23 protein-coding genes, 2 tRNA genes and 1 pseudogene are annotated in these 20,376 nt (G+C 54.4%); 24 read left to right on the forward strand and 2 right to left on the reverse strand.

The annotated features are described in order from the left end of the window. Positions 1–7: 7 nt before the first annotated feature. The 19 genes from J1G48_RS08475 to ldtA all read left to right on the forward strand — a co-directional run bounded on the left by J1G48_RS08475 (position 8) and on the right by ldtA (position 15,167). Positions 8–640 carry a cobalt-precorrin-8 methylmutase gene (locus J1G48_RS08475; protein WP_000558988.1) on the forward strand — a complete coding sequence of 211 codons (633 nt, stop codon included), beginning with the start codon at positions 8–10 and terminating at the stop codon, positions 638–640. After that, complete coding sequence (cbiD, locus tag J1G48_RS08480) at positions 640–1,779, forward strand: cobalt-precorrin-5B (C(1))-methyltransferase CbiD (protein WP_001292910.1); 1,140 nt, start codon at positions 640–642, stop codon at positions 1,777–1,779. Before J1G48_RS08475 ends, cbiD begins: the two co-directional genes overlap by 1 nt. Beyond that, on the forward strand, positions 1,773–2,378 hold the full coding sequence (locus tag J1G48_RS08485; RefSeq protein WP_000958840.1) for a cobalt-precorrin-7 (C(5))-methyltransferase: 606 nt from the start codon (positions 1,773–1,775) through the stop codon (positions 2,376–2,378). The genes cbiD and J1G48_RS08485 overlap by 7 nt, the downstream gene beginning before the upstream one ends. Further along, positions 2,368–2,946, forward strand: a complete 579-nt coding sequence (locus tag J1G48_RS08490) for a decarboxylating cobalt-precorrin-6B (C(15))-methyltransferase (protein WP_000650985.1) — start codon at positions 2,368–2,370, stop codon at positions 2,944–2,946. Before J1G48_RS08485 ends, J1G48_RS08490 begins: the two co-directional genes overlap by 11 nt. Continuing rightward, positions 2,930–3,703, forward strand: a complete 774-nt coding sequence (locus J1G48_RS08495) for a cobalt-precorrin-4 methyltransferase (RefSeq protein ID WP_000004867.1) — start codon at positions 2,930–2,932, stop codon at positions 3,701–3,703. The genes J1G48_RS08490 and J1G48_RS08495 overlap by 17 nt, the downstream gene beginning before the upstream one ends. Further along, entirely contained in the window at positions 3,684–4,739 is a 1,056-nt protein-coding gene (gene cbiG / locus J1G48_RS08500; protein WP_001098928.1) for a cobalt-precorrin 5A hydrolase, read from the forward strand. Before J1G48_RS08495 ends, cbiG begins: the two co-directional genes overlap by 20 nt. Next, positions 4,739–5,464: a precorrin-3B C(17)-methyltransferase gene (locus J1G48_RS08505; protein ID WP_000953647.1), complete on the forward strand. Its 726-nt coding sequence runs from the start codon at positions 4,739–4,741 to the stop codon at positions 5,462–5,464. The genes cbiG and J1G48_RS08505 overlap by 1 nt, the downstream gene beginning before the upstream one ends. Then, positions 5,461–6,252 (forward strand): cobalt-precorrin-6A reductase, encoded by a 792-nt coding sequence (locus J1G48_RS08510; RefSeq protein ID WP_001001983.1) that lies wholly within the window; start codon positions 5,461–5,463, stop codon positions 6,250–6,252. Before J1G48_RS08505 ends, J1G48_RS08510 begins: the two co-directional genes overlap by 4 nt. Before the next feature lie 2 nt (positions 6,253–6,254). After that, the gene (locus J1G48_RS08515; protein ID WP_000709785.1) at positions 6,255–7,049 is read left to right on the forward strand and encodes a sirohydrochlorin cobaltochelatase; all 795 of its coding nucleotides are present in this window, start codon (positions 6,255–6,257) and stop codon (positions 7,047–7,049) included. Continuing rightward, positions 7,046–7,759: a cobalt-factor II C(20)-methyltransferase gene (locus tag J1G48_RS08520; protein WP_001013560.1), complete on the forward strand. Its 714-nt coding sequence runs from the start codon at positions 7,046–7,048 to the stop codon at positions 7,757–7,759. Before J1G48_RS08515 ends, J1G48_RS08520 begins: the two co-directional genes overlap by 4 nt. Continuing rightward, positions 7,756–8,493 (forward strand): cobalt ECF transporter S component CbiM, encoded by a 738-nt coding sequence (gene cbiM, locus J1G48_RS08525; protein ID WP_000764336.1) that lies wholly within the window; start codon positions 7,756–7,758, stop codon positions 8,491–8,493. Before J1G48_RS08520 ends, cbiM begins: the two co-directional genes overlap by 4 nt. Before the next feature lies 1 nt (position 8,494). Next, a complete protein-coding gene (locus J1G48_RS08530) occupies positions 8,495–8,776 on the forward strand; it encodes an energy-coupling factor ABC transporter substrate-binding protein (RefSeq protein ID WP_000753212.1) in 282 nt (93 codons plus the stop codon). Continuing rightward, a complete protein-coding gene (locus tag J1G48_RS08535) occupies positions 8,763–9,440 on the forward strand; it encodes an energy-coupling factor ABC transporter transmembrane protein (RefSeq protein ID WP_000147122.1) in 678 nt (225 codons plus the stop codon). Before J1G48_RS08530 ends, J1G48_RS08535 begins: the two co-directional genes overlap by 14 nt. Before the next feature lie 8 nt (positions 9,441–9,448). Next, complete coding sequence (locus J1G48_RS08540; protein WP_000881542.1) at positions 9,449–10,264, forward strand: energy-coupling factor ABC transporter ATP-binding protein; 816 nt, start codon at positions 9,449–9,451, stop codon at positions 10,262–10,264. Further along, the gene (locus J1G48_RS08545) at positions 10,261–11,781 is read left to right on the forward strand and encodes a cobyric acid synthase (RefSeq protein WP_000189667.1); all 1,521 of its coding nucleotides are present in this window, start codon (positions 10,261–10,263) and stop codon (positions 11,779–11,781) included. The genes J1G48_RS08540 and J1G48_RS08545 overlap by 4 nt, the downstream gene beginning before the upstream one ends. After that, the gene (cobU, locus tag J1G48_RS08550; protein WP_000973146.1) at positions 11,778–12,323 is read left to right on the forward strand and encodes a bifunctional adenosylcobinamide kinase/adenosylcobinamide-phosphate guanylyltransferase; all 546 of its coding nucleotides are present in this window, start codon (positions 11,778–11,780) and stop codon (positions 12,321–12,323) included. The genes J1G48_RS08545 and cobU overlap by 4 nt, the downstream gene beginning before the upstream one ends. After that, positions 12,320–13,063 (forward strand): adenosylcobinamide-GDP ribazoletransferase, encoded by a 744-nt coding sequence (cobS, locus tag J1G48_RS08555; protein WP_000039997.1) that lies wholly within the window; start codon positions 12,320–12,322, stop codon positions 13,061–13,063. Before cobU ends, cobS begins: the two co-directional genes overlap by 4 nt. 26 nt (positions 13,064–13,089) lie before the next feature. Beyond that, positions 13,090–14,160 (forward strand): nicotinate-nucleotide--dimethylbenzimidazole phosphoribosyltransferase, encoded by a 1,071-nt coding sequence (cobT, locus tag J1G48_RS08560; RefSeq protein ID WP_001193983.1) that lies wholly within the window; start codon positions 13,090–13,092, stop codon positions 14,158–14,160. A gap of 77 nt (positions 14,161–14,237) precedes the next feature. Further along, positions 14,238–15,167, forward strand: coding sequence for a L,D-transpeptidase (gene ldtA / locus J1G48_RS08565; protein ID WP_001252816.1), 930 nt, complete (start codon positions 14,238–14,240; stop codon positions 15,165–15,167). Positions 15,168–15,392: 225 nt separating this feature from the next. On the opposite strand, the gene J1G48_RS08570 is transcribed toward ldtA, so the two are convergent. After that, positions 15,393–15,468 (reverse strand) — tRNA-Asn (locus J1G48_RS08570). Between the two features lie 159 nt (positions 15,469–15,627). On the opposite strand from J1G48_RS08570, the gene J1G48_RS08575 reads away from it, so the two are divergent. The 4 genes and pseudogenes from J1G48_RS08575 (at position 15,628) to J1G48_RS08590 (ending at position 18,504) form a co-directional block, all read left to right on the forward strand. Continuing rightward, positions 15,628–17,085: an EmmdR/YeeO family multidrug/toxin efflux MATE transporter gene (locus tag J1G48_RS08575; protein ID WP_001675746.1), complete on the forward strand. Its 1,458-nt coding sequence runs from the start codon at positions 15,628–15,630 to the stop codon at positions 17,083–17,085. A 140-nt stretch (positions 17,086–17,225) separates the two neighbouring features. Beyond that, positions 17,226–17,301, forward strand: a tRNA-Asn gene (locus J1G48_RS08580). A 419-nt stretch (positions 17,302–17,720) separates the two neighbouring features. After that, a pseudogene (locus J1G48_RS08585) lies at positions 17,721–18,184 on the forward strand (STM2901 family protein). Beyond that, positions 18,178–18,504, forward strand: a complete 327-nt coding sequence (locus J1G48_RS08590) for a DUF1493 family protein (protein WP_000228159.1) — start codon at positions 18,178–18,180, stop codon at positions 18,502–18,504. Before J1G48_RS08585 ends, J1G48_RS08590 begins: the two are co-directional and overlap by 7 nt. On the opposite strand, the gene J1G48_RS08595 is transcribed toward J1G48_RS08590, so the two are convergent. After that, the gene (locus J1G48_RS08595) at positions 18,493–18,654 is read right to left on the reverse strand and encodes a hypothetical protein (RefSeq protein WP_001536381.1); all 162 of its coding nucleotides are present in this window, start codon (positions 18,652–18,654) and stop codon (positions 18,493–18,495) included. The genes J1G48_RS08590 and J1G48_RS08595 overlap by 12 nt on opposite strands. Before the next feature lie 45 nt (positions 18,655–18,699). Here J1G48_RS08595 and J1G48_RS08600 point away from each other — a divergent pair, with 45 nt between their 5' ends. Beyond that, entirely contained in the window at positions 18,700–20,154 is a 1,455-nt protein-coding gene (locus J1G48_RS08600) for an AMP nucleosidase (RefSeq protein WP_000428191.1), read from the forward strand. Positions 20,155–20,376 lie beyond the last annotated feature (222 nt).

A 20,376-nucleotide genomic window follows, 5' to 3' on the forward strand; every position in this document is an offset into this window, starting at 1 on the left:
CGACAGTATGCATTATATCCAGCAGCCCCAAACCATTGAGGCCAACAGTTTCACCATTATTAGCGACATTATTCGCGAAACGCGTCCTGATTACCGTTTCGCCAGTCCGCTCCATGAGGCCATTATCAAGCGGGTTATTCATACCACCGCCGATTTCGACTGGCTGGACATTTTGTGGTTCTCTGCCGATGCGCTGGAGCAGCTTTGTGATGCGTTACGCCATCCGTGCATTATTTATACCGATACCACGATGGCGCTGTCCGGCATTAATAAAAGATTACTGGCGACGTTTGGCGGCGAGTGTCGCTGTTATATCAGCGATCCGCGCGTGGTGCGCGCCGCACAAACGCAGGGGATTACCCGTTCAATGGCCGCCGTCGATATCGCTATCGCCGAGGAGGAGAAAAACAAGCTCTTTGTTTTCGGTAATGCGCCGACGGCCCTGTTCCGTTTGCTTGAACATAACGTGACGGTGAGCGGCGTGGTGGGCGTACCGGTAGGCTTTGTCGGCGCGGCGGAGTCCAAAGAGGCACTCACCCATAGCCATTTCCCCGCGGTTGCCGCGTTAGGGCGTAAAGGCGGCAGTAACGTGGCTGCCGCTATCGTCAATGCGCTGCTCTATCATCTCCGGGAGGCCTGATGAGCGAGCTTTCTTTTGACGCGCCGGTCTGGCACCACGGTAAAGCGTTACGTAAAGGATATACCACCGGTTCCTGCGCGACGGCGGCGGCAAAAGTCGCCGCGCTGATGGTATTACGTCAACATCTGATTCATCAGGTCTCCATCGTCACGCCGTCGGGCGTCACGCTATGCCTGAACGTGGAGTCGCCGCACATTGAAGGCCAGCAGGCGATAGCCGCAATTCGTAAAGATGGCGGCGATGACGTGGATGCCACGCACGGAATGCTGATTTTTGCCCGCGTTACGCTCAACGACAGCGGTGAGATTACGCTCACTGGCGGCGAAGGTATTGGTACGGTAACGCGTAAAGGGATTGGACTGCCGCTCGGGAGCGCCGCCATCAATCGTACGCCGCGCCATACCATTGAGTCAGCGGTGCGCGAAGCGATAGGCCCGGCGCGTGGGGCCGATGTGGAGATTTTTGCCCCGGAAGGCGAAGTGCGGGCGCAAAAAACGTATAACTCGCGGCTTGGCATCCTTGGCGGCATTTCCATTATTGGCACTACCGGCATTGTGACGCCGATGTCGGAAGAAAGCTGGAAACGCTCACTATCGCTGGAACTGGAGATCAAACGGGCGTCAGGATTAACGCGGGTGATACTCGTGCCGGGCAACCACGGCGAACGGTTTGTTCGCGAACAAATGGGCGTCGACACACAGGCAGTCGTCACCATGAGCAATTTTGTCGGCTACATGATTGAAGAGGCGGTACGGCTGGGATTTTGCCAGATAGTGCTGGTGGGGCATCCTGGAAAACTGATCAAAATCGCCGCCGGGATCTTTCATACCCATAGCCATATTGCCGATGCGCGCATGGAAACGCTGGTCGCGCATTTAGCTTTACTGGGCGCGCCGCTGGAGTTACTCACCCTGGTCGGCGATTGCGATACCACTGAAGCGGCAATGGAGCACATTGAAGCATATGGCTTCGGGCATATCTATAACCATCTTGCCAGGCGTATTTGTTTGCGAGTCATGCAGATGCTGCGTTTTACCAAAACGCCGCCTGTCTGCGACGCCATCCTGTTTTCTTTTGATAACCATATTCTCGGCAGTAATCGTCCCGTCGACGAGATTGCTAAGGAGCTGCAATGCTAACGGTCGTGGGAATGGGGCCCGCCGGACGGCATTTGATGACCCCTGCGGCGCTGGAAGCGATAGACCACGCCGATGCGCTGGCAGGCGGTAAACGGCATTTGGCGCAGTTTCCGGCGTTTGGCGGCGAACGATTTACGCTGGGCGCGGATATTGGCGCGTTGTTGTCCTGGATTGCCGCCCGCTGGGATAAAGGGATCGTGGTGCTGGCCTCCGGCGATCCGCTGTTTTATGGCATCGGTACACGCCTGGTGGCGCATTTTGGTATCGAACAGGTTCGCATTATCCCTGGCATCAGCGCCGTACAGTATCTGTGCGCGCAGGCTGGAATTGATATGAATGACATGTGGTTGACCAGTAGCCACGGTCGTTGCGTCAGCTTCGATCAGTTGGCGAGCCATCGCAAAGTGGCGATGGTCACGGATGCCCGCTGCGGGCCGCGAGAAATCGCGCGGGAACTGGTCGCGCGGGGCAAAGGGCATCGCTTAATGGTGATTGGTGAAAATCTGGCGATGGAAAATGAGCGGATCCACTGGCTACCCGTCAGTGCGGTCAACGCCGACTATGAAATGAATACAGTGGTGATCCTGGATGAAAGATGAGCTTTTTCTGCGCGGCGAGAACGTGCCAATGACCAAAGAGGCGGTACGGGCGCTGGCGCTGTCGAAACTTGAGCTCCACCGCGCCAGTCACCTGATTGACGTCGGGGCGGGAACGGGAAGCGTCTCAATTGAAGCGGCGCTGCAATTTCCTTCGTTGCAGGTGACGGCTATCGAGCGTAATCCTGCCGCGCTACGGCTGCTTGATGAGAATCGTCAGCGCTTTGCCTGCGGCAATATCGATATTCTCCCCGGCGAAGCGCCAATGACCATAACCGGGAAAGCCGATGCGGTGTTTATGGGCGGCAGCGGCGGACATCTGACGGCGCTGATTGACTGGGCGATGGGCCATCTGCATCCCGGTGGCCGTCTGGTGATGACCTTTATCTTGCAGGAAAACCTTCATAGCGCGCTGGCGCATCTTGCGCACATCGGCGCATGTCGAATGGACTGTGTACAGCTTCAGCTTTCATCGTTAACGCCGCTGGGGGCGGGGCACTATTTCAAACCGAACAATCCTGTTTTTGTTATCGCCTGTCAGAAGGAAGAAAACCATGTCAGAGACATTTGATCCACGCTGTGTATGGTTCGTCGGCGCCGGGCCGGGCGATCGCGAGCTGATCACGCTTAAAGGCTACCGCCTGCTGCAACAGGCGCAGGTAGTTATCTATGCCGGTTCGCTGATCAATACCGAACTGCTGGATTACTGCCCCGCGCAGGCAGAACGCTACGACAGCGCCGAACTGCATCTTGAGCAGATTATCGAGCTGATGGCGGCGGGCGTGAAAGCGGGAAAAACGGTGGTGCGTTTGCAAACGGGCGATGTCTCGCTGTACGGCTCCGTACGTGAGCAAGGCGAAGAGTTAACCCGCCGTGGTATCGACTGGCAGGTAGTGCCTGGCGTCAGCGCGTTTCTCGGCGCTGCGGCGGAGCTGGGTGTGGAATATACCGTACCGGAGGTATCGCAGAGTCTCATTATTACCCGTCTGGAAGGGCGTACGCCAGTACCGGCGCGCGAGCAACTGGAGGCGTTCGCCAGTCACCAGACGTCGATGGCGATTTATCTCTCCGTTCAGCGTATTCACCGAGTGGCGGAACGTCTCATTGCCGGCGGTTATCCGGCAGCTACGCCTGTCGCGGTCATCTATAAGGCTACCTGGCCGGAAAGCCAGACCGTTCGCGGCACGTTAGCGGATATTAGCGACAAAGTACGTGATGCTGGCATCCGTAAGACGGCGCTGATTCTGGTCGGGAATTTTCTGGGTAAGGAGTATCACTACTCAAGACTTTATGCAGCGGACTTTAGCCATGAATACCGTAAAGCCTGAATCCATTGCGTTGTTTTGCCTGACGCCCGGCGGCGTGGCGCTGGCAAAGAGACTCTCCGCGATGCTGCCGTTAACCTGCTTTACCAGTGAAAAACTGCGGGAAGAGGGATTTATTCCCTTCGATGGCGGATTCGCTAATACCGCCCGGCAGGCTTTTACCACTTATACCGCGCTTATTTTTATCGGCGCGACCGGCATTGCCGTTCGTGTCCTGGCGCCGTTAGTGAACGACAAGTTCAGCGATCCGGCGGTGGTCGTCATTGATGAACGAGGTCAGCATGTCATTAGCCTGCTTTCCGGTCATGCGGGCGGGGCCAATGCCTTGACGCGCTACCTGGCAGGAATGTTAGGCGCCGATCCGGTGATTACCACGGCAACGGATGTCAATGAGATGTCCGCGTTGGACACCTTAGCTTTCCAGCTTAACGCCCGCATGTCCGATCTTCGCACGGCGGTAAAAACCGTTAACCAGATGTTGGTCAGTCATCAACGTGTGGGGTTATGGTGGGATGCCGAACTAACGGAAGAGATCGGCCAGTGCGATATTCGCGGTTTTATCCCTGTTGATGATTTGCAGCGGTTGCCTGAGCTGGATGCGCTTATCTGCGTCTCTTTGCGTAATGACCTCCCTGAGCTTCCCGTACTGCACTGGAAACTGGTGCCCCAGCGTGTGGTGGCGGGAATTGGCTGTCGCCGCGATACGCCATTTCCCCTGTTAGCGACATTACTGGCGCGTCAGCTTGAAGCGCAGAAACTCGATCCGCTGGCGTTAAAAGCGATTGGCAGCGTCACGCTCAAAAAAGGGGAGCCGGGGCTTATTCAGCTCGCCTCCTGCTGCCGCGTGCCTTTTAAAACCTTTACCGCCGAAGCGTTGCGTGAATTCGAACACCATTTTCCCGGTTCTGGCTTCGTCAGAAAAACGGTGGGCGTTGGCAGCGTATCCGGCCCGGCAGCGTGGTTATTAAGCCAGGGACAATTGTTAGGCGAGACCCTGCGAGAACAGGGCGTCACTATTACTTTGGGAGTTTCACACTGATGTTAAGCGTAATCGGAATTGGCCCTGGCTCACAGTCAATGATGACCATGGAAGCGATTGAGGCGTTACAGGCGGCGGAAATCGTCGTGGGCTACAAAACCTATACCCATCTGGTTAAAGCATTCACCGGCGATAAGCAGGTGATCAAGACCGGCATGTGTAAGGAAATTGAACGCTGCCAGGCGGCTATTGAACTGGCGCAGGCTGGGCATAACGTAGCGCTCATCAGCAGCGGGGATGCGGGAATTTACGGCATGGCGGGTCTGGTGCTGGAACTGGTCGGCAAGCAAAAACTGGACGTCGAGGTGCGGCTCATTCCTGGCATGACCGCCAGCATCGCCGCCGCCTCTTTACTGGGCGCGCCGTTGATGCATGACTTCTGTCATATCAGCCTCAGCGACCTGCTGACCCCGTGGCCGGTTATTGAAAAACGTATTGTTGCCGCCGGAGAGGCAGACTTTGTTATCTGTTTTTACAACCCGCGCAGCCGCGGGCGCGAAGGGCATCTGGCGCGCGCGTTTGACCTGCTTGCCGCCAGTAAAAGCGCGCAAACGCCGGTTGGCGTGGTGAAATCCGCCGGACGTAAGAAAGAGGAAAAATGGCTGACTACGCTCGGCGATATGGATTTTGAACCGGTAGATATGACCAGTCTGGTCATCGTTGGTAATAAAACGACCTATGTTCAGGATGGGCTGATGATAACGCCGCGAGGTTACACGTTGTGAATGAGGGGGAGGTGCTGGTGGTGGGCGGCACCAGCGATGCGCGCGCGTTATGCCGACAACTGGATGCGGCGAACGTCGCGTACACCTTATCCGTGGCGACGCCAGCCGGAAAAGCGCTGGCTGGCGACATTAAAGGACAGGTGCGCTGTGGTCGTCTGGAGTACGGGCAGATGGTCGCCTGGCTAAAAGAAAACCGTACTCGCTGGGTAATAGATGCATCGCATCCTTATGCAGAAATGGTCAGCCATAACCTCCTTCGCGCCTGTGAAACGGCGGGCGTGTTGTTAAGTCGTTATCAGCGTCCGGAGCAGCTTAGCAATCTGACGCATCCGCTTCTCTATACGGCGCGCAGTATTGCCGATGCCTGCGAGATAGCGAGGCGTTTTGGTCCGCGCGTGTTACTGACGACCGGCAGTAAAGATCTGGCCGTCTGGCGTGCCGGGCTGGCGGAAAAAACGTTGCTGGCGCGCGTACTGCCCGTGGCGGAGGTGATTCAACGCTGCAGCGAACTGGGGTTCGGCGTTGGAGAAATTTTCGCACTGTGTGGGCCGTTCAGCGCTGATTTTAACGCCGCGTTTTACCACCAGTGCCGGGCCGACGTAGTCATTACCAAAGCATCCGGCGCGGAGGGGGGATATCAGGAAAAAGTTCAGCCCTGTCTGGATGCGGGCATTCCCTGCATCGTTATTGCGCGCCCGACGCCGCTTGTGACGGGTGATGAGTTACTGGAAAGCCAGGCCGCCTTTGCGCAGCGTTTATCGCGCTGGCTGGCCGCAGCTAAGGAGTAAAAATGAAAAAAGCGCTTCTGGTGGTCAGTTTTGGCACCAGCTATCACGACACCTGTGAAAAAAACATTGTGGCGTGCGAACGTGATCTGGCGGCGTCCTGTCCCGATCGCGACCTGTTTCGCGCCTTCACTTCCGGAATGATCATTCGCAAGCTTCGCCAGCGTGACGGTATCGACATCGATACGCCATTACAGGCTTTGCAAAAGCTTGCCGCACAGGGATATCAGGACGTGGCGATTCAGTCGTTGCACATTATTAACGGCGACGAATATGAAAAAATTGTCCGTGAAGTACAACTCTTGCGTCCGTTATTCACTCGCCTGACGCTGGGCGTGCCGTTGCTGAGCAGCCATAACGATTATGTGCAGCTAATGCAGGCGTTGCGACAACAGATGCCATCGCTCAGACAAACGGAGAAAGTCGTTTTTATGGGCCACGGCGCCAGCCATCACGCATTCGCAGCTTATGCCTGTCTCGATCATATGATGACCGCGCAGCGCTTTCCGGCGCGCGTCGGCGCCGTAGAAAGCTACCCGGAGGTCGACATCCTGATCGACAGCCTGCGTGACGAAGGCGTCACCGGCGTACATTTGATGCCATTAATGCTGGTGGCGGGCGATCACGCCATTAATGATATGGCTTCAGACGACGGCGACTCATGGAAAATGCGCTTTAACGCGGCGGGCATTCCGGCGACGCCGTGGCTGAGCGGGCTGGGAGAAAACCCGGCTATCCGGGCGATGTTTGTCGCGCATTTGCGCCAGGCGCTGAACATGACGGTAGAGGAGGCGGCATGAACGGTAAATTATACGCATTAAGTACCGGGCCAGGCGCGCCCGACCTGATAACCGTCCGCGCAGCGCGGATTCTTGGCTCGCTGGACATTCTGTATGCGCCCGCCGGTCGTAAGGGGGGCGATAGCCTGGCGCTGTCGATTGTGCGCGACTATCTCGGCGAGCAGACGGAAGTACGTTGTTGCCATTTCCCTATGAGCGCTGACGGCGCCGAGAAAGAAGCGGTCTGGAACGAGGTTGCCGCCGCGCTTACCACAGAGGTGGAAGCGGGTAAACAGGTCGGTTTTATTACCCTGGGCGATGCGATGCTATTCAGTACCTGGATTTTTTTACTCCAGAGAATCGGCTGCCCGGAGTGGCTGGAGATTGTCCCCGGCGTCACGTCCTTCGCCGCGATAGCCGCCCGCGCGAAAATGCCGCTCGCCATAGAACGGCAATCGCTGGCGGTTATTTCTTGTACCGCGCCGGAGGCGGAAATAGCCCAGGCGCTACAACAGCATGATAGCCTGGTGTTGATGAAAGTGTATGGCCGATTCGCCCGTATTAAAGCGTTGCTGGCGCAGGCTGGCCTGCTGGAATGCGCCTTAATGATGTCCGAGGCCACGCTGCTCGGCGAGCAGTGCTGGCGCCACCTCCACGAGGTCAACGATGATCGAGCGTTGCCCTATTTTTCGACCATTCTGGTCAATAAACAGTGGGAGTATGCAGAATGAAACTTGAACAGCAGCTTAGACAGTTGTCTTTCAGTGGACTGGCTGCAGCGCTATTGCTGATGGTTGTCCCGCAACAGGCGTTTGCGATGCATATCATGGAGGGCTTTTTACCGCCAGTGTGGGCGCTGGCCTGGTGGTTACTGTTTTTACCCTGCTTGTGGTATGGGCTGGTACGCTTACGGCGTATTGTGCAGGAGGATAATCATCAGAAGGTACTGCTGGCGCTGTGCGGCGCGTTTATTTTTGTCCTGTCCGCGCTCAAAATTCCGTCGGTAACGGGGAGTTGTTCACATCCGACCGGCGTTGGTCTGGCGGTTATCTTGTTCGGGCCTGGGGTGGTGGCGATTCTCGGCGCGGTTGTGCTGTTGTTTCAGGCGCTATTGCTGGCGCATGGCGGCCTGACGACGCTTGGCGCAAATGGAATGTCGATGGCGGTGATTGGCCCGGTTGTCGGTTATCTGGTGTGGAAAATGGCCTGCCGTGCCGGACTGCGCCGCGATGTCGCCGTTTTTCTGTGCGCGATGCTGGCGGATTTGGCGACCTATTTTGTGACTTCAGTCCAGCTTGGCGTTGCGTTTCCAGATCCCCATGCCGGAGCGACAGGGTCTGTTGTGAAGTTTATGGGGATTTTCTGCCTCACACAGATTCCTGTCGCTATTGCTGAAGGTTTATTAACCGTCATGATTTATGACCAGTTAACCAAACGGCAAGTGATTACCGTACAAGGACATTAAAATGAAAAAAACGTTGATGTTGTTAGCGATGGTGGTGGCGTTGGTGATTCTGCCGTTTTTTATTAACCATGGCGGTGAATATGGCGGTTCAGACGGCGAAGCGGAAAGCCAGATTCAGGCTATTGCGCCGCAGTATAAACCCTGGTTTCAGCCGTTATATGAACCTGCCAGCGGTGAAATTGAAAGCCTGCTGTTTACCCTTCAGGGCTCTCTTGGCGCGGCGGTGATTTTTTATATCCTGGGGTATTGCAAAGGTAAACAACGCCGTGATGACCGGGCTTGATCGACTCAGCTATCAAAGCCGCTGGGCACACGTTGCGCCGCAGCGCAAGTTTTTGCTGTGGCTGGCGATGATAATACTGGCGTTTGTTCTGCCGCCTGTAGGGCAGGGCATTGAGCTGCTGATCATTGCCGGATTGAGCTGTTGGCTATTGCGCATATCCCTCTGGCGCTGGTGTCGATGGATGGCGATACCTTTTGGATTTTTGTTGGTCGGCGTGATAACGATTATCTTCAGCATCAGCCGCGAGCCGCAAATGCTGCTGGCTGGCATATCTGTTGGGCCGTACTGGATCGGGATTACCCGTGCGGGCGTGGTTACGGCGAATGAAACGTTCTGGCGTAGCCTGACGGCGCTGTCCGCGACGTTGTGGCTGGTGATGAACCTACCGTTTCCGCAGTTAATTAGCTTGCTTAAGCGCGCGCATATTCCACGCCTGCTTACCGAGCAAATCCTGTTAACGTGGCGCTTTCTCTTTATTCTTCTGGATGAGGCGGCGGCAATTCGTCGCTCGCAAACGCTGCGTTTTGGTTATTGCAGCCTGCCGAACGGCTATCGATCTCTGGCAATGCTGACTGGACTCCTGTTTACGCGGGTGTTAATGCGTTATCAGCAAATGACTACCACGCTGGATATCAAACTGTATCAGGGTGATTTTCACCTGTAAGGACTATTATGCTTGCCACTTCAGACCTGTGGTTCCGATATCAGGATGAGCCGGTACTTAAAGGGTTAAATCTGGATTTTTCGCTCTCGCCTGTTACCGGTTTGGTGGGCGCGAACGGCTGTGGGAAGTCTACGCTTTTTATGAACCTGAGCGGCCTGTTGCGTCCGCAAAAAGGGGCCGTGTTGTGGCAGGGAAAACCGCTGGATTACAGCAAGCGCGGACTACTGGCGCTGCGCCAGCAAGTTGCGACGGTTTTTCAGGACCCTGAACAGCAGATTTTTTATACTGATATCGATAGCGACATTGCGTTTAGTTTACGTAATTTGGGGGTGCCGGAGGCGGAAATCACGCGCCGCGTCGACGAGGCGCTAACGCTGGTTGACGCCCAACATTTTCGCCATCAGCCCATTCAGTGTTTGAGTCATGGGCAAAAAAAACGTGTGGCTATCGCCGGAGCGCTGGTGCTACAGGCGCGCTATCTATTGCTGGATGAACCCACTGCTGGTCTCGATCCCGCAGGGCGCACTCAGATGCTTGCTATCATCAGGCGGATTGTGGCGCAGGGCAATCATGTCATTATCTCCAGCCATGATATCGATCTTATTTATGAAATTAGCGATGCCGTATACGTGTTACGCCAGGGCCAGATCCTGACGCATGGCGCGCCTGGCGAGGTTTTCGCGTGTACGGAAGCGATGGAACAAGCGGGGCTAACCCAGCCCTGGCTGGTCAAACTTCATACTCAACTGGGACTGCCGCTGTGTAAAACAGAAACGGAGTTTTTTCATCGAATGCAAAAGTGCGCATTCAGGGAGGCGTCATGACGCAGGCAGTTATGTTGCAGGGGACGGCATCCGACGTCGGCAAAAGTGTGCTGGCGGCGGGTTTATGCCGCATTTTTTATCAGGATGGTCTGCGTACCGCGCCGTTTAAATCGCAAAATATGGCGCTTAATTCTGGTATTACGTCGGATGGTAAAGAGATGGGGCGGGCGCAGATTTTTCAGGCGGAAGCCGCGGGGATCACGCCAGATGTGCGTATGAACCCGGTGCTGCTCAAACCGACCAGCGATCGCCAGGCGCAGGTCGTGCTGATGGGGAAAGTGGCGACCAATATGGATGCGGTGAGTTACCATGACTATAAACCGCGTTTGCGTGAGCAAATCCTTGCGGTCTATAACAGCCTGGCGCAGGAATATGACGTTATTGTGCTGGAAGGCGCCGGAAGCCCGGCGGAAATCAATCTGCGCGATCGCGATATCGTCAATATGGGAATGGCGGAAATGGCCCAGTGTCCGGTTATTCTGGTGGCGGATATCGACCGAGGCGGCGTATTCGCCGCTATTTATGGCACGCTGGCGCTGCTGCATAAACAGGAGCGTGACAGAGTAAAGGGCGTCATTATCAACAAATTCCGCGGCGACGTGGCGCTACTCTATTCCGGTATCGAACAAATCGAATCGCTTACCGGCGTCCCGGTCCTGGGAGTGATGCCGTGGCTGGATGTGGATCTGGAAGATGAAGATGGCGTCGCGCTGCAAAACGATAAATATCGCGGTAACGCCCCCCGTGATATCACTATTGCCATTGTGCAACTGCCACATATTTCTAACTTTACGGATTTTAACGCTCTGGCGGCGCAGCCGGATGTGCGCATACGCTATATTCGCCGCCCGGAAGCGTTGACTGACGCTGATCTGGTGATCCTGCCGGGCAGTAAGAATACGCTGAGCGACCTCGCCTGGCTGCGCGAAAGCGGGATGGCGGATGCGCTATTGCAGACACATCGGCAGGGCGTGCCGGTGATGGGAATTTGCGGTGGCTACCAGATGCTGGGCGACACTATTGTGGATGAGGTGGAGTCGGGGCTGGGTACGCAGCCGGGCCTGGGGCTGCTTAATACGATCACTCGCTTTGCACAGGATAAAATCACGACGCAGGTTAACGCGACAATGTCAGGCGAGCTGCCCAGCTGGCTGGCTGCCGCGGCGGGGCTACCGGTACGCGGTTATGAAATCCACATGGGGGAAACGGTGCTGCAGGAAGGATGCTGTACGGCCATGACGTTACAGAAAAATGGATGCTCTGTGGCGGATGGCGCGGTCACCGCCGACGGACTGGCGTTTGGCACTTACCTTCACGGCCTGTTTGACAGCGATGCGTTTACCCGTGCGGTGGTCAATGGGTTACGGGCACGAAAAGGGCTTGCGCCGTGGGAAACGACTTTTTGTTATGCGGAGCATAAAGCGCGGCAATTTGATCTGCTGGCGGAAGCGATGCGGCAACATATTGATATTGATAAAATTTATACCATCATGCAACAGCATCAGGAGCCGGTATGATGATTCTGGTGACGGGCGGGGCGCGTAGTGGTAAAAGCCGTCATGCTGAAGCCTTAATTGGCGATGCGCCGCAGGTACTGTATATCGCCACCTCGCAGATTCTTGATGACGAGATGGCGGCGAGAATTCAGCATCATAAAGATGGCAGGCCGGCACACTGGCGGACCGCAGAATGCTGGCGGCATCTTGATACGTTGATTACCGCGGATCTTGCCCCTGACGACGCGATTTTGCTGGAATGTATTACCACCATGGTGACGAATCTGCTGTTTGCGCTGGGAGGCGAAAACGATCCCGAACAGTGGGATTACGCGGCGATGGAGCGCGCCATTGACGATGAAATTCAGATTTTAATTGCAGCCTGCCAGCGCTGCCCGGCGAAAGTGGTACTGGTGACAAATGAGGTGGGAATGGGGATCGTCCCGGAAAACCGTCTGGCGCGCCATTTTCGTGATATTGCCGGTCGGGTCAACCAACGACTGTCGGCAGCGGCGGATGAGGTCTGGCTGGTGGTCTCAGGTATTGGAGTCAAAATTAAATGAGTAAGCTGTTTTGGGCCATGCTCGCTTTTATTAGCCGCTTGCCCGTGCCGTCACGCTGGTCGCAGGGACTGGATTTCGAGCAGTATTCGCGTGGGATCGTGATGTTTCCCTTTATCGGGTTGATTCTGGGAGGGGTAAGCGGCCTGATTTTCATCCTCCTGCAACCCTGGTGCGGTATTCCGCTAGCGGCGTTGTTCTGTATTCTGGCGCTGGCGTTGCTGACCGGTGGTTTTCACCTGGATGGGTTGGCCGATACCTGCGATGGTATTTTTTCCGCGCGCCGCCGTGAGCGAATGCTGGAGATTATGCGTGATAGTCGTCTGGGAACCCATGGCGGGCTGGCGCTTATTTTTGTGCTACTGGCAAAAATTCTGGTGGTCAGCGAACTGGCGTTACGTGGAACGCCAATGTTGGCGGCGTTGGCGGCGGCCTGTGCGGCCGGACGCGGCAGCGCCGTTTTATTGATGTACCGTCATCGCTACGCCCGTGAAGAGGGGCTTGGCAATGTATTTATCGGTAAAGTCAGCGGACGGCAAACCTGCATTACTCTGGGATTGGCGGTAATCGTCGCCACGGTATTACTGCCTGGTATGCAAGGGTTGGCCGCAATGGTGGTCACATGCGCGGCGATTTTCATCCTTGGCCAGTTGCTTAAACGTACGCTTGGCGGTCAAACCGGCGATACGCTGGGCGCGGCGATCGAACTTGGTGAATTGATCTTTCTGCTGGCTCTGTTATGAGCCGATTATTACGGACGAGACATCTTATGCAGACACTACACGCTTTACTCCGTGACATTCCTGCGCCGGACGCCGAGGCGATGGCGCGTGCGCAGCAACATATTGACGGCCTGCTCAAACCGCCGGGCAGCCTGGGCAGACTGGAAACCTTAGCCGTTCAGCTCGCGGGTATGCCGGGTCTTAACGGTACGCCGCAGGTAGGTGAAAAGGCGGTGCTGGTGATGTGCGCCGACCATGGCGTCTGGGATGAAGGCGTAGCGGTTTCGCCCAAAATCGTGACGGCGATTCAGGCGGCGAATATGACGCGGGGAACAACCGGCGTATGCGTGCTTGCCGCTCAGGCCGGTGCGAAGGTGCATGTCATTGATGTCGGTATTGATGCCGAACCTATTCCTGGCGTAGTTAATATGCGCGTCGCGCGCGGCTGCGGAAATATTGCCGTTGGCCCGGCGATGAGTCGCTTGCAGGCTGAGGCGCTTTTGCTGGAGGTTTCCCGCTACACCTGCGACCTGGCGCAACGCGGCGTGACCTTATTTGGCGTAGGGGAGCTGGGAATGGCGAACACTACGCCAGCCGCCGCGATGGTCAGCGTTTTTACAGGAAGTGATGCAAAAGAGGTGGTGGGGATTGGCGCGAATCTTCCGCCTTCCCGCATCGATAATAAAGTGGACGTCGTGCGGCGGGCGATTGCGATTAATCAGCCCAATCCGCGCGACGGCATTGATGTGTTGTCGAAGGTGGGTGGTTTTGATCTGGTCGGGATGACCGGCGTGATGCTTGGCGCGGCAAGGTGTGGCTTACCCGTATTGCTGGATGGCTTTCTTTCCTACTCGGCAGCGCTGGCGGCCTGTCAGATTGCGCCTGCGGTGAGACCTTATCTGATCCCGTCGCACTTTTCGGCGGAAAAGGGCGCCCGCATCGCGCTCGCGCATTTGTCTATGGAACCCTATTTGCATATGGCGATGCGGTTAGGTGAAGGAAGCGGCGCGGCGCTGGCGATGCCGATCGTGGAAGCCGCGTGCGCCATGTTCCACAACATGGGGGAGTTGGCGGCCAGTAATATTGTCCTGCCGGAGGGGAACGCAAACGCAACATAACCCGGGCGCACAACACCAGCCATGTGAGAAAAAAGCTATACTTAACGCGCACCTGCCGCGACAAAGGAAGGGATATAATGCGTCGTATCACACCTTTTTTTCCGTTTTTCGTCTTGTTGGTAAGCCATTTCTCGCTGGCTATAAGCTATCCGTTGCCGCCCGAAGGCAGTCGTCTGGTAGGACAGCCTGTCACAATCGCCGTACCGCAGAACAATACTCAGCCCTTAGAGTCATTTGCCGCCCGCTACGGTCAGGGGCTGAGTAATATGCTTGAAGCGAATCCCGGCGTGGATGTGTTTTTACCTCAGTCTGGTTCCACACTGGTGGTGCCGCAGCAGTTGATTCTGCCTGACACCGTTCGTGAAGGTATTGTGGTAAACGTCGCCGAGATGCGCCTTTATTATTATCCCGCAGGCACGAATACGGTTGAGGTGCTACCTATTGGTATTGGTCAGGCTGGCCGTGAAACGCCGCGCAACTGGGTAACTGCGGTTGAACGCAAACAAGATGGCCCGGTTTGGGTGCCAACGGCTAATACGCGTCGGGAATATGCTAAAGAGGGAAAAACGCTGCCCGCGATGGTGCCTGCGGGGCCGGATAACCCTATGGGGCTATACGCAATATATATCGGCAGGTTATATGCCATCCATGGCACTAACGCTAACTTTGGCATTGGCCTTCGCGTCAGTCAGGGCTGTATCCGTTTACGCAATGACGATATTAAATATTTATTCGACCATGTTCCTGTAGGAACCCGCGTTCAGATTATCGACAGGCCCGTTAAATTTTCGGTAGAGCCGGATGGCAGTCGTTGGCTGGAGGTACACGAACCGCTTTCTCGCAACCGTGCTGAATTTGAGTCAGACAAAAAAGTTCCATTGCCCGTTACGCCAGTGCTGCGCACGTTTATCAAAGGGGATGACGTTGATACTTCGCGGGTTAATGAGGTGCTGGAGCGCCGTTCCGGAATGCCGGTCAACATTAGCGCGGGCAGGCCTGGCCTTTAAATATCCTGTCGCATTGCTGGTTTTCATGGGCTGGAGTATCTGTATTAGTAGTGAGTGTCATGGCAGGGGCTTCATTTTCTCAACGAACCGCTAGCCCTCCGATTAAGTCCCCAAAAACTATGGGCGTCAAAAAACCCGGCAAACCTTATCAGGTCAACCGGGTAAAGATAAGTTCTTGTTTTTTAAACGTCTCCGGACTCACCAGGATGTCCCGAAACTAAAATCTGGCTCCTCTGACTGGACTCGAACCAGTGACATACGGATTAACAGTCCGCCGTTCTACCGACTGAACTACAGAGGAATCGTGTGGGGTCGTATATTAGCGGCGGAAAAATTTTTGTCAAACCCCATTTAACCTCTTACAGATTCGATTGCGGGTTATCTCATCACTTTGTTGCATTTGCAGACATTTTTTCTGCAAAAAGCTTTGCAGCCTTACGATTTCTCGCTCATTATTGAAATGTGGTTTCAACTCTCTTCTTTAAGGTCCATTTTGAACGTCTCCACTGCCTTACGCCAGGCTGTCGTCCGTACGCCCTGGTATGCCAAACGCAAGAGCTACAAAGTGTTGTTCTGGCGTGAAATCACCCCACTTGCTATCCCTATTTTTCTGGAAAATACCTGTGTTTTGCTAATGGGCGTGCTCAGTACTTTTCTCGTCAGTTGGCTGGGCAAGGAAGCAATGGCGGGCGTGGGGCTTGCCGACAGTTTTAATATGGTAATTATGGCTTTTTTTGCGGCTATCGATCTTGGTACTACGGTGGTGGTTGCCTTTAGCCTGGGCAAGCGCGACAGGCGACGGGCAAGGGCGGCGGCGCGCCAGTCGCTGGTGATTATGACGCTATTTGCCGTTGTGCTGGCAGTGGTCATTCATTATTTCGGCAGTGAAATTATTAATATTGTCGCAGGCGAGGCGACGTCAGAAGTAAAGGGGCTGGCGTTAACGTACCTTGAACTGACAGTGCTGAGTTATCCGGCTGCGGCAATTGCGCTAATCGGTAGCGGCGCGCTGCGTGGGGCAGGGAATACGAAAATCCCGTTGATGATTAACGGCGGGATGAACATTCTCAATATTATCATCAGCAGCATCCTGATTTACGGGGCTTTCTCCTGGCAAGGGCTGGGTTTTGCCGGCGCGGGGCTGGGATTAACCATTTCGCGCTACATCGGCGCAGTAGCGATTATTTGGGTGCTGATGATTGGTTTTAATCCGGCGCTGCGCATTCCGCTGAAAAGCTATCTGAAGCCGCTGAATTTCGGCATTATCTGGGAAGTGATGGGTATCGGTATTCCGGCGAGCATTGAATCAGTGCTGTTCAACGGTGGCAAGCTACTGACGCAAATGTTTGTCGCCGGAATGGGCACTAACGTTATTGCGGGTAACTTTATTGCCTTTTCCGTGGCGGCGCTTATCAACCTGCCGGGTAACGCCCTTGGTTCGGCGTCGACTATTATCACCGGTAAGCGTCTTGGTACCGGACAAATTGGTCAGGCAGAGCGTCAATTGCGCCATGTATTCTGGATGTCGACTATCGTACTTACGGCAATCGCCTGGGGGACAGCGCCGTTCGCGGGTCTGTTTGCCTCATTTTATACCCAGGAGCAGGACGTAAAAGAGGTAGTGAAAGTTCTGCTCTGGCTTAATGCTGTCTTTATGCCAATTTGGGCGGCCGCGTGGGTGTTGCCGTCGGGTTTTAAAGGCGCGCGCGATGTGCGATTTGCGATGTGGGTATCGATGCTGGGGATGTGGGGCTGTCGCGTTGTGGCAGGGTATACGCTTGGTATTGTGCTGGGTATGGGGGTTGTAGGGGTTTGGCTGGGGATGTTTCTTGACTGGGCCGTGCGCGGCGCGCTGTTTTACTGGCGTCTGGTAAGCGGGCGCTGGCTGTGGAGATACCCGCGCGTAAAGAGGGAGTAAGCGCTTTTTGCTGTGAAAATCATCAGGAAACGGTGAATTTTAACCGAAGTGTGGAATAAAGCAGCAAACGAACTTTTTTTGTGAAAACAGGCTTTGACAAGCCAGGGGCACCTCGTTAATATTCGCCCCGTTCACACGATTCCTCTGTAGTTCAGTCGGTAGAACGGCGGACTGTTAATCCGTATGTCACTGGTTCGAGTCCAGTCAGAGGAGCCAGATTTTAGTTTCGGGACATCCTGGTGAGTCCGGAGACGTTTAAAAAACAATAAATTATCTTTACCCGGTTGACCTGAGAAGGTTTGCCGGGTTTTTTGACATCCATAGTTTTTAGGGGCTTAATCGGGGCCTCGCGGTTCGCTGAGAAAATGGAGCCCCCACCTATGGCATTAACCGATACCGCTATCCGCAAGATCAAACCCGTATCAGTATGCTGACATATAGATGTGTTCGGTTCAAACGGAGCGATCACACAAGCTTGCCAGGTGATGCCCCTGGTGGGAATCGCGACTGTCTCTTTCATCTGATTTCAGATATTTCCCGTGATCTTGATCCGTTCTTTCCCAAAAGATTGATTTCTTTCATTCGAAACAAGGATGTACAATAAGTAAACCAAAATAGTAACTATAGAGTTTCTAATGGATACAGTAGAAGAACTAAATGGAACATACTTCTATGCAGGAAAATCCAATCTGACTGCTGCCGAACTTCTGTTATGATTTTCTGTGAGAATACCGCAAGCCAGTTTGGGATTGGTGTTGCAGATTTCGGGGCTGTTGTTGCTTTGGCATCAGGTCGTAATAATCTTTGGACAAGGGCGAAACCCGCTGGAGCGACTAAAGGCACATCATACGCGTCCAGGACTGCACGTGCAGTGTTTAAAAAGTCAAAATTTCCCTTTGGAATATCCCTTCCGACATGGTTAGGCGGTTACACCCCGTGGACAGCCAGACGTGTTATGGTTCGTAACATTGCGCCGTTTGTTGGACGTTTCATTCCTTTGATCGGGGAAATTATCCTTGCCGCAGATGTGTCACAAATAACATATCGCACTATACGCGACTACAATACCATTGCTCGGGGCAATGATAAGTTATGGTAGACAATATTGAACAGCAAGTTTACGAGCTTGTACGGCCTTATGCTGGCACATATCTGTTCAACATTAAGCAAGTGGAATTAACACCAGAGATTGACCTTGATACTGATCTGAGCATTGATGAACTTGAAGCCGAAGATCTCATGAATAAATTCTTCGAGAAACTCAATGTCGAGCGAGGTAACTTCAGAATAGAAACCTATTTTCCTAATCACCCTTTTTCATGGCATCCGTTCAAGAAAACGGAACCTGTACCCGTCCCAGATTTCACTATCAGCATGCTGATCGAGTCAGCAAAAGCCGGGAAATGGTTATATGACTAATTGTAATGAACTTAACAAATGGCTGTACCAGTACCCTTCTTTTTGAGCGATGATGGTGGCGCTAAGATAGTTCTCTTTTCTTTTTAAAGGGTTCATGTTTACTGTCGCCACCCCTACGCTAACCCCTTTAGTTTCCTCCTTTGCTGTCATACTATCGAATGACGTGCCTCACCTGTGAACGCTAAGGAGAATAATATGGAAAATAAAGGCACAAACCTAACGCCCGAGCAGGCGCTGGATCGCCTGGAGGAGCTATACGAGCAGTCGGTTAACGCGCTCCGTGAAGCCATCGCTGACTATGTTGATAACGGTACGCTGCCCGATCCCCACGCCAGGCTTAACGGACTGTTTGTTTATCCTTCGCTGTCTGTAAGCTGGGATGGCGCGACACCGAACCCGCCTAAAACACGCGCTTTTGGACGCTTTACTCATCCCGGCTGTTATACCACTACCGTTACGCGGCCTGCGCTATTTCGCGCTTATCTTCTGGAACAGCTTAACCTCGTTTACCATGATTATGGCGCGCATATTGCGGTAGAGGCCTCGCACCATGAGATCCCGTATCCTTATGTGATCGATGGCTCGGCTCTGACGCTGGATCGTTCTATGAGCGCCGGGCTAACGCGCCATTTTCCTACCACAGAACTGGCGCAGATTGGCGATGAGACGGCAGACGGTCTGTTCCACCCCGGCGAATTCTATCCGCTATCGCACTTCGACGCGCGTCGTGTTGACTTCTCGTTGGCCCGGTTACGGCACTATACCGGTACGCCGGTTGAACATTTTCAGCCCTTCGTTTTGTTTACCAACTACACCCGCTATGTCGATGAGTTTGTGCGCTGGGGATGCAGCCAAATTCTTGATCCTGACAGTCCCTATATCGCGCTTTCCTGTGCCGGCGGAATTTGGATCACGGCAGAAACGGAAGCGCCGGAAGAGGCTATTTCCGATCTGGCCTGGAAGAAGCATCAGATGCCCGCCTGGCACCTGGTAACGGCAGATGGGCAGGGGATTACGCTGGTAAATATCGGTGTCGGCCCTTCAAATGCTAAAACGATTTGCGACCATTTGGCCGTGTTGCGGCCTGACGTCTGGCTTATGATTGGGCACTGTGGAGGGTTACGAGAAAGTCAGGCGATTGGTGATTATGTGCTGGCCCATGCCTACTTACGCGATGATCATGTGCTGGATGCCGTTCTGCCGCCTGATATTCCTATTCCAAGCATTGCGGAAGTACAGCGTGCGCTGTACGACGCTACCAAAGCGGTTAGCGGAATGCCCGGTGAAGAGGTGAAACAGCGACTGCGCACGGGAACGGTCGTCACCACGGATGATCGTAACTGGGAGCTTCGTTATTCCGCATCGGCGCTGCGATTCAACCTTAGCCGCGCGGTCGCGATTGATATGGAGAGCGCGACGATTGCAGCCCAGGGCTATCGCTTCCGCGTGCCTTACGGCACGCTGCTTTGTGTTTCTGACAAACCTTTACACGGTGAAATTAAACTGCCCGGGCAGGCAAACCGGTTTTATGAGGGGGCTATTTCAGAACATTTGCAAATTGGTATTCGTGCTATTGATTTACTACGCGCAGAAGGTGATCGTTTGCACTCACGTAAATTACGCACGTTTAATGAGCCACCGTTTCGCTAACGAAATGAGCTGTCGCCTGCTGCTGGACAGGAGTGGAAGAGGCGTATTTATGTGATATGGAAAGCGGCTGAATGAAGCCTTAGCGGGAGGCGATTCTGCATCCCGCTAAGGCCTTATTGTGCCGCGAGCTTCATCACCATCGCCGGATACCTGTCGCCGATAACCGCGTCTATGCCAGGAAACGCGCCGGAAGGCGAAAACATTGCGCCACACTTCACGCTC

The organism is Salmonella sp. SAL-020, assembly GCF_017372215.1.
Classification (GTDB): domain Bacteria; phylum Pseudomonadota; class Gammaproteobacteria; order Enterobacterales; family Enterobacteriaceae; genus Salmonella; species Salmonella enterica.